The organism is Deinococcus sp. (genome assembly GCF_025362455.1).
Taxonomy (GTDB): Bacteria; Deinococcota; Deinococci; order Deinococcales; family Deinococcaceae; genus Deinococcus.
On the sequence record NZ_JANYGJ010000226.1, the window covers coordinates 21,906 to 29,486 of the forward strand.

At 65.5% G+C, this 7,581-nt stretch carries 11 protein-coding genes; all 11 read left to right on the plus strand.

The features are described 5' to 3' along the window. The first annotated feature begins 30 nt into the window (after window positions 1-30). The 11 genes from Q0R23_RS15790 to Q0R23_RS15840 all read left to right on the plus strand — a co-directional run bounded on the left by Q0R23_RS15790 (window position 31) and on the right by Q0R23_RS15840 (window position 6,906). A complete protein-coding gene (locus tag Q0R23_RS15790; protein ID WP_293914502.1) occupies window positions 31-804 on the plus strand; it encodes a hypothetical protein in 774 nt (257 codons plus the stop codon). Window positions 805-918: 114 nt separating this feature from the next. Further along, window positions 919-1,134: a hypothetical protein gene (locus Q0R23_RS15795; RefSeq protein WP_293914504.1), complete on the plus strand. Its 216-nt coding sequence runs from the start codon at window positions 919-921 to the stop codon at window positions 1,132-1,134. Beyond that, window positions 1,131-1,424, plus strand: coding sequence for a hypothetical protein (locus Q0R23_RS15800; protein WP_293914506.1), 294 nt, complete (start codon window positions 1,131-1,133; stop codon window positions 1,422-1,424). The genes Q0R23_RS15795 and Q0R23_RS15800 overlap by 4 nt, the downstream gene beginning before the upstream one ends. After that, window positions 1,421-4,720, plus strand: coding sequence for a DUF927 domain-containing protein (locus Q0R23_RS15805; RefSeq protein ID WP_293914508.1), 3,300 nt, complete (start codon window positions 1,421-1,423; stop codon window positions 4,718-4,720). Before Q0R23_RS15800 ends, Q0R23_RS15805 begins: the two co-directional genes overlap by 4 nt. After that, window positions 4,717-5,178, plus strand: coding sequence for a hypothetical protein (locus Q0R23_RS15810; protein ID WP_293914510.1), 462 nt, complete (start codon window positions 4,717-4,719; stop codon window positions 5,176-5,178). The genes Q0R23_RS15805 and Q0R23_RS15810 overlap by 4 nt, the downstream gene beginning before the upstream one ends. Further along, window positions 5,175-5,423 carry a hypothetical protein gene (locus tag Q0R23_RS15815; protein WP_293914512.1) on the plus strand — a complete coding sequence of 83 codons (249 nt, stop codon included), beginning with the start codon at window positions 5,175-5,177 and terminating at the stop codon, window positions 5,421-5,423. The genes Q0R23_RS15810 and Q0R23_RS15815 overlap by 4 nt, the downstream gene beginning before the upstream one ends. After that, a complete protein-coding gene (locus Q0R23_RS15820) occupies window positions 5,420-5,734 on the plus strand; it encodes a hypothetical protein (RefSeq protein ID WP_293914513.1) in 315 nt (104 codons plus the stop codon). Before Q0R23_RS15815 ends, Q0R23_RS15820 begins: the two co-directional genes overlap by 4 nt. Beyond that, entirely contained in the window at window positions 5,731-5,934 is a 204-nt protein-coding gene (locus Q0R23_RS15825; RefSeq protein WP_293914515.1) for a hypothetical protein, read from the plus strand. The genes Q0R23_RS15820 and Q0R23_RS15825 overlap by 4 nt, the downstream gene beginning before the upstream one ends. Beyond that, window positions 5,931-6,143 carry a hypothetical protein gene (locus Q0R23_RS15830; protein ID WP_293914517.1) on the plus strand — a complete coding sequence of 71 codons (213 nt, stop codon included), beginning with the start codon at window positions 5,931-5,933 and terminating at the stop codon, window positions 6,141-6,143. Before Q0R23_RS15825 ends, Q0R23_RS15830 begins: the two co-directional genes overlap by 4 nt. Window positions 6,144-6,241: 98 nt before the next feature. Beyond that, complete coding sequence (locus Q0R23_RS15835; RefSeq protein ID WP_293914518.1) at window positions 6,242-6,370, plus strand: hypothetical protein; 129 nt, start codon at window positions 6,242-6,244, stop codon at window positions 6,368-6,370. Next, complete coding sequence (locus Q0R23_RS15840) at window positions 6,367-6,906, plus strand: hypothetical protein (RefSeq protein WP_293914519.1); 540 nt, start codon at window positions 6,367-6,369, stop codon at window positions 6,904-6,906. The genes Q0R23_RS15835 and Q0R23_RS15840 overlap by 4 nt, the downstream gene beginning before the upstream one ends. Window positions 6,907-7,581 lie beyond the last annotated feature (675 nt).

Sequence of the window (7,581 nt, forward strand, 5' to 3'; positions counted from 1 at the left end):
TACTTACTGATTTTGAGCTATGCTGTGGGCATGAACGCCGCCTCATCCCTGAATCTGGCTCACGCCCACCCCTGGGCGGAAGCGGCGGCAAGGACGGCAGGCAAGGCTCACCGTTCCAAGGCGGGCGGTAAGCTCATGACAGAAAAAGATGCTGGCCCACTGATTATCTGGGCTAGTTTCAAACAGCAAGCACTTGATAGGGTAGCGAAAAAAATTGTGAGCCCTACACCGCTAGGCAAAATCATTCAGCTCACACGCCGCTTTCTGACTCACTCGTCTACAAATTTGAATGGACGAAAACAGACTGAGGCGCTTTTCATTCTTGTGCCACATATTGATTGGTGGGGCTGGCTTCCATTCACATCAGAAGTAAAAAGGCAAATATTAAAATTAAAATTTCACATATTCAAGCTGTCTAAGCGGGTTTGTGTAATTTTCAATCAACGAGCGAATCATTTGAACATGCTTCTCATGAGATCAAATAGTGCCAAACGTAAGGCCGTCAAGCTAGGTAGCGTGCATCGTAGAGGTGGAAAGCGCCTTTGGGCCAAAGATTCAACGCAGTTTGCCGTGGATACTTTAATGTCCGGTTTATCAGATTTGAGGTCTATGACTATAACCTTCGATTACTTTATCTCAAGGTACATTCCTGCAATAGATAGGCGATTATTTCTAGATCGCTTGCAGCTAGTGACTTTAGCACTATTTTATGAAGCCAGCTTTAGTCTTATAAACATGGGTCCGCTTGTTTTTCCCAGGCCGCCTACGGCCCCAGCCGCACCCCTTGCCCCACCTGTGATCTGAGCGACGGCACCCGCCCGCTCAGCCCCGCTGCTGTCTGTATTACGACAGCGCGGCCCGGATCAGACCGGCACCCCTGCCCGGCGAACGAACGCCGCTCAGGTCACAGGACCATTCATGACATACCCCAGCACTCAGCCGCCCGCCCGCGTGGCGCTGCGCCCCTCTCAGATCGTGGCCCGCTACAGCCTGCCGCGTGACCGCATCTACAAGGCCATCAACAGCCATGAACTGCCCGCTTACGACGTGGGCAGCCCAGCCCGCCCGGCCTTTCTGGTCTACATAGACGACGTTGAAAGTTGGCTGGCGTCCCTTCGAGTGGGGACCAAATGAAAGCGCCCGGCGTGCAGACCGGGCGAGGCACCCTCAGTCTAGCGTTTCCCCTGGGCTTCCTCCACCTGGACGGGCAGCCCGTCACCCTCGAAAACGCGGCGAAAGAAGTCCGCACCCTCACCGCCCGCATCACTGAGCGCACCAAAGCCCTACGAACCCTCGAAGCCCAGGGCCGGGCCTGTGATCCTCTCTTGTATGCCGAGCTGACCCGTGAAGCCCAGATGGACGCCCACCGGGTCCGGGCGTGGTCGGCACTCGAAGCCCTGGGCCTTGCGGCGGTGGGCCTGTGAGCGCCCTGCATGATGCGCTGCTGCACCCAAACAACCGGCCCCGCCCGCTGTGCGAGTGGCTGGCCGGGTCGGTGAACTCCGGTGCTGAGCTGCGCGGCCTGACGGACGGCGGCGGGCTGATCTGTGACTTCCGGCCCGGCTTCGAGGAACACAACCCCTCGCTGAGCGTGTCGGTGGGCAGCGGTGGGACGGTCTTCAACCGGCACGGCGGGGACCGGATCGGTGGCGCCCTCGACTTCACCGCGTCCTGTCTGAATGTCGGCAAGGGTGAAGCGGCCCGGCTGCTCATCGAGCGGGCCGGGATTGTGGACACCGGGCCAGGCGACGGCACACGCCCCACGGTGAAGGCCAGTAAGGGCGCGGCCTCACTGCTGACCCGACTGGGCAAGCTCAAGCCGCTCGACGAAGTAGAAGGCACCAAACGCCTACGCGGCTGGGTCCAGTTGACCGGTGAAGACGAAGGGCCGGAGCTGGGCGAGCTGGCGCGGCGCGGCCTGAGCGTGGCCCTTACGTCAGGTCTGCTCACTGCCTACGCATGGACGGGCCGGGAACATACAGACCCCACCAAGCCCGGTAAGGTCTTCAGCCTGCCGGGCCACATCCTGCCCGGCGCGGTGCTCTTCGAGGTGACGGGGCCAGACGCTCAGCCCTGGGCTTTCAAGGTCAGGAATCCCGGCGAGAAGAGCGAGCTGGAAGCGGTGAAGGCGACCCGCTACGTCTACCTGGGCAAAGGCCAGGGCACGCCCGCATGGTGCAGCCCTGGGCTGACTGAGGCTCAGTCTGAGGTGTGGGTGGAAGGTGAGCTGTCCGGGGTGGCGGTGGCCGTGATGCTCGAAGCGGCAGGCTACGGCGGCGCGGTGGGCGTGCAGGGCGTGGCCGGGTCTGAAACCCTGCCCCACGTCTCGCACCTGACGGCGGGCCGTGAGGTTTACATCTATGCCGATAGGGACGCCGCCGGTGAGAAGGCCCGCAAGACCTGGGCGGAGCTGGCCGCCCACCTGGGCGCGAAGGTGTACCAGTTGCCCGCCGGGCTGTTCGGTGCGGGGGACGCCTGCGACGTGTTGCCTACCCTGAGCGCGGCTGAGCTGGGTGCCCAGGTGATACAGGCCATGCAAGACGCGCCGCAGATGGCTAGAGCGGAACCTACCCGCGAAGACGGGGACGTGTGGACCTCCAAACGCAGCGGCTTTGGACTGCGCGGCGGCGTGCTGTGCGCCTTGTCGGTGAAGAAGGACGAAGAGACAGGCGAGGACCGCGAAAGCGCAGAGCCGCTGTGCAACTTCGCCGCCTTCATCACGGCGGAAGTCACGGAAGAGGACGGCACGGGCGAGGCGGCCCGCACCTTCGAGCTGGAAGGGCACCGCTCAGGTGGTCAACCGATGCGCCCGGCCCGCATCCGGGTCACGGCGGCTGAGTTCGGCGGCATGAACTGGGCCGTGCGCGAGTGGGGCGCCCGCGCCATTGTGGTCAACGGCCAGGGCAAGAAAGACAAGGCCCGCGAAGCTATCCAGCGCCTCAGCGAGCAGCGCGGCTTCGAGGAACGCACGGTCTACACGCATACCGGCTGGCTTGAGCACCCTGAACACGGCCACGTCTACCTGAGTGCGGGCGCGGTGATCGGGGCGGCGGGCGCAGTGGCCGGGGTGGATGTGGACCTGGGGGCGGGCCTGAACGCCTACGCGCTGCCGGACCCGGCTGAAGGTGACTTGCCCGGCGCCGTGCGGGCCTCACTGGCGCTGCTGGAATTGGCCCCGGACGCCGTGGCCGTGCCGGTGCTGGGCGCTGCTTACCGGGCCGCTCTGGGCCGCTCAGACTTCGCCGTCTGGCCGGTGGGCGAGACGGGCCGCCATAAGACGGCGCTGATGGGGCCGGTCCAGTCGCACTACGGCAAGGGGTGGAACCGTCACCGCCTGCCGGAAGGCTGGAACAGCACCGCAAACGCCCTGGAAGCGGCGGCCCACGCGGTCAAAGATGCGCTGCTAGTGATTGACGACTTCAAGCCCGGCGGCTCTCAGACTGACGTAAACCGGATGCACGGCAACCTTACCCGAACGCTGCAAGGCGTGGCAGACGGCGCGGGCCGGGGGCGCATGGGCATCACCGGCAAGCGGCAGACCGGGAAGTTCCCACGCGGGACGGTCATGTCTTCGAGTGAGACTCTGCCACGCGGCCACAGCAACCGGGCGCGGGTGGTAGTGGTGGACGTACCCCGCAAGCTGATTGACAGCCCGGCGAAGAGTGAAGCCTTTCACGCGGCGGAAGATCTGGCCGGACAGGGCGTGTACGCGCTGGCCCTGGCCGGATACGTGCGCTTCATTGCGCAGCATTACAGCGCCGTGGTGGTGGGCAGCCCAGCCCACCGCGCCTTCACCCGGTCCCTGGCCCCGCGCTTCGAGGGTGCCCACGGGCGCACCGGCCCAGCGGCGGCGGAGCTGGCTTACGGCTGGGCCTGCTTCCTGACTTTCGCCGTAGACCTGGGCGCCGTCACGGAAGACCGGGCGGGCGAGCTGTGGGCGCGGGTAGTGGCCGCACTGGAAGACACCTCAACGGCCCAGGGGGAACACCTGCGAGACGCCGACCCGGTGGACGCGGCGCTATCGGTCCTCTCCGGGCTGCTGGCCCAGGGCCGTGTGTTTCTCGAAGACGCGGCGAAGGAAGAGGCGGGGCCGCCGCCGGATGATGTGGCCCCGCTGCTGGGCTGGCAGGCGAAGACCTGGCACACCGAGCACAGCGAGGGCGTAGAGCTGAAAACCCGGCACGGTGCGGAGCTGCTGGGGTACTACTCGAAGTCTGGCGGGGATGAGTGGGCCTACTTCCTACCGGACGCCCTGCACGCCGCGTTGCAGCGGGCCGTCAGCGGTCAGGCAGGCTCAGCCTTGCCGGACGCCTCGACGCTCTACAGCAACATGAAAGACCGCTTCCACGGGCGCGGCCTGATGCGCTGCGAGGTGGAGAACGGCGGTGAAGGGAAGCCGGGACGGGTGCGCCCGTACTACAAAGCCACCGTGCGCGGGCAGCGTTTGCGTTTCGTGGCGCTGAGGCTCCCTATAAACCTCGATAGCTATAATGTGGGGACAGTGGGGACAATGGGGACAGACGGCGAAGGAAGAGCGTCTGGCACGGTGCCCAGTGCTGTCCCCAGCTTTAATATTTTTAGAGAGGTCTTGGGGACAATGGGGACACCTTCTCTTAAACGGCCTGTGTCTTCACCTTCGCCGTCGCCTCTGCGGCTGACGCTCGATGACCTGGCCGACACCCTGGAGGGCGAAGAGTTGCCGGGTGTGGTGTCGCTGTGACCGGCCAGGCGGCGGACCTACTCGCCCGGCTCGACGCGGTGGGGGCGCGGCTGGTGCTGGGCGAGGCCGGGGGGCTGGAGCTATCCGGCAAGCGCCCCCCGGCGGCGCTGCTGGGTGAGGTGCGGGCCAGTAAAGCCGAGCTGCTGGCCGCGCTGAGTCTGGCGAGCACCGAACCGCCCGTATTGCTCTCCACAGTTGAGGGGAAGGCGGTCCCCGAACCTGCCCCGCTCAGCCCACGCCCTGTTCAGCCACTCACCGAGCCCTTGCCCGCACACCTGGCCGTGATGGTGGACGCGGCGAAGGCGGGCCAGTTACCCGGCGGCGTGGCTCACCTCGCCAGCGGCTTAGTGACCGACCTGGGCGGCTACGTGACGGCCTGGGCGGAGTGCTGGCCGGGTGACCGTGTTCATGTCTTGCGGCGGCTCGAAGAAGCGTATGCGGTCACGGTGAGGTCATGAACGCGGCTGGGTACGTGCTGGGCCTGGCCCTGCTGGACTGTCTGCCCCTGAATCAGCGCCCCGTCTGGCTGGCCTGGCTGGCTCACCTTGAACCACATCCGCAAGACCACCACAAAGCGGCCCAGATGTTGCACGAATGCGGCCTTCTGATACACCACACCCTCACCCCGGAGGGCGTACAGACGGCGCGTGAAGCCCTGTGCCTGGCCCTGACCCCCCCCGGTTCTATAGGCGGTGCAGTATGAACCCCAACCCCACCAAAGCCCGGCAGGCCCGGCGAAAGAAGAAACTCGGCACCCCTGGCACCCTGAGTGACGCCCGCGCCCTCTTGTGGCGTGCCCTGAGCCGTGCGGGTGATCTGCTGGACGCTGAGGACGCTGAAGGCCAGCCGGACACCCACACCGCCCTCCGAGCTATCCACGCCATCTCCCAGGGCGCAGCGGCCTACGCCCGCATCATCGAAGTAGGCGAGCTAGAAGCCCGACTGGCAGCCCTGGAAGCGGTCAGCAGCGAGCCTCAGCCCAGCGGCCCACAACTGGGCAGGGGGGCCGCGTGAGCACGAAGGGGAAGCGGCTTGAAGCCCTGGAACACCGGCAGGCTGCCCGCTGGCAAGCCTGGGCCAGCAGCCTGACAGATGCAGAATTTGACGCCTACATGAGCGGGCCACGCGCCCCCCTGCCGCTTGAAGACTGGGCGAAGCTGAAGGCCATGACCCCCGATGAACTCCGGGCGGTCATGGCTGGAGGTGGCCTGTGAGCGGCAAGGCGGCGCGGTTGACCCTGCTCGAAGCCCAGCGGCGAAGCAAGGAAGCAGCACGCCCCCCGCGCCGCATCCAGCCTGGTGTGTGGCCTGAGCTGGCCGTGTGGCTGCGCTTTGATCGTGCCGAGAAGGTGCGGGCGTTCCCAGGGCTGGCCGCCAGGGTAGAGCGTGAGTTGCGGGCCATTGCTGACGGCGGCTCAGCGTGAGCAGCAAAGCGCGGCGGCTTTCGGTGCTCGAAGCAGCGCGGCGGGAGTGGGAGGCAAACCACGTCCCGGCGGCTGAGGTCACAGCCTTCCTCTGTCACTTGCTGAGAATCGTGGGCGAAGAGTACAGCCCGGCGGCGGCTGAGCGGATTCTGTGGCACATCGTGGCGCAGAAAGCGGAGCGCGTCGAAGCGCTGTACCTGACAGCACAAGCGAGGCTGAAGGCATGAAGCCGCGTGGCACGCTGGCGCGGCTGTCGGTGCTCGAAGCCCAGGCCCAGCAACGGGCTGCCCAGGTGGAGGGGCGCAAAGATCAGCAGACCACAGCGGCCCTCTCCCGACTCAGCGTAGCCGACTTTAAGACCCTCGAAGACTGGCAACAGGAACGGGAGACGGGCGGCGCGGCCTGGGAAGCCGCCTGCCATGCAGCGCAGGCGCTGAACTGGCCTTCGGCTCATCCGGCGAAGGGCGCGGCGGATCAGTGGGCACAAGCTCTGAACGTGACCCCAAACGGCACCCCGTACCCACTGCCCGCTGAGCCGGAGGTCTTCGCCGGGTACTTCGGGGATGAGGCCCGGCGCGGGGATGAGCTGCGCCTGTCTCTGGAAGCGGGCGCCGCGCTGCCGGATGGAGTGGACCGGGCAGCGGGGGTGAGGGTGGTCGGCTGGTACGCGACCACCTGCCGCTTCGATGCGGCGCTGGCCGGGGTACTCGGTACACAGAATGACGTGCGGCCCGCTGAGTACCCTTTTCAGGGGCGGGCCTGAACAGGGCAGTATCTGGATTTGAAATCGGGATTGGTCGGGCAGCGGGGAGGTTGTAACCGGGTGTGACAACCTCGCGCACCGTGAGTAATCCTAACGGTGGTGTCAGCCCTACGCGGGCGCGGGCATGAGGGTTGCTATTCGACTTGGCCTTGATCCAGTTGAGGCAGCCCCACGCGGGCGCGGGCGTGAGAGACGAAATTATTTCGTCTTTCTCGGACGACGCGGCAGCCCCACGCGCACGCGGGCATGAGGCTCTGGAATACTTCCGTTTCAAACGGAAGAACTAGCAGTCCAAAACAAGCCAGCCATCCACAAGTAGAAGTGGTGAATGATGCTGGGCTGTCCGGCAGGTGGACACCCTCTGTTTCAGGTGCGAGCTGCCCTCTGAACTCACTTCCGTTTCAAACGCGGGTGGTGCTGCCCCCCCGTTTTTGGCGCGGCCCTTCGGTGAGGTGAAGCAGCCTCACTTCATCGCCGTTGGTAATACCACCGCCGGGAGAACTGCCCCGGCGTGAGCATCACTCACGGCGCTCAGACCATGTTGCCGGAGGGGACAAGATGATAGATCGCAGCGCCCAGTGCGGGTGCAGAGCACTTTACCGGCGCTGGTAAAACCCTCATGCGCCCTCGCCAGCACAGCGAGCGGCCCGGCGCATCGAGCAGCCGGGCCGTGTT

Bases quoted from the DNA above. Each gene is read 5' to 3' on its own strand.
- Q0R23_RS15790 (WP_293914502.1), top strand. From the start codon at position 31: ATGAACGCCGCCTCATCCCTGAATCTGGCTCACGCCCACCCCTGGGCG.
- Q0R23_RS15795 (WP_293914504.1), top strand. From the start codon at position 919: ATGACATACCCCAGCACTCAGCCGCCCGCCCGCGTGGCGCTGCGCCCC.
- Q0R23_RS15800 (WP_293914506.1), top strand. From the start codon at position 1,131: ATGAAAGCGCCCGGCGTGCAGACCGGGCGAGGCACCCTCAGTCTAGCG.
- Q0R23_RS15815 (WP_293914512.1), top strand. From the start codon at position 5,175: ATGAACGCGGCTGGGTACGTGCTGGGCCTGGCCCTGCTGGACTGTCTG.
- Q0R23_RS15820 (WP_293914513.1), top strand. From the start codon at position 5,420: ATGAACCCCAACCCCACCAAAGCCCGGCAGGCCCGGCGAAAGAAGAAA.
- Q0R23_RS15840 (WP_293914519.1), top strand. From the start codon at position 6,367: ATGAAGCCGCGTGGCACGCTGGCGCGGCTGTCGGTGCTCGAAGCCCAG.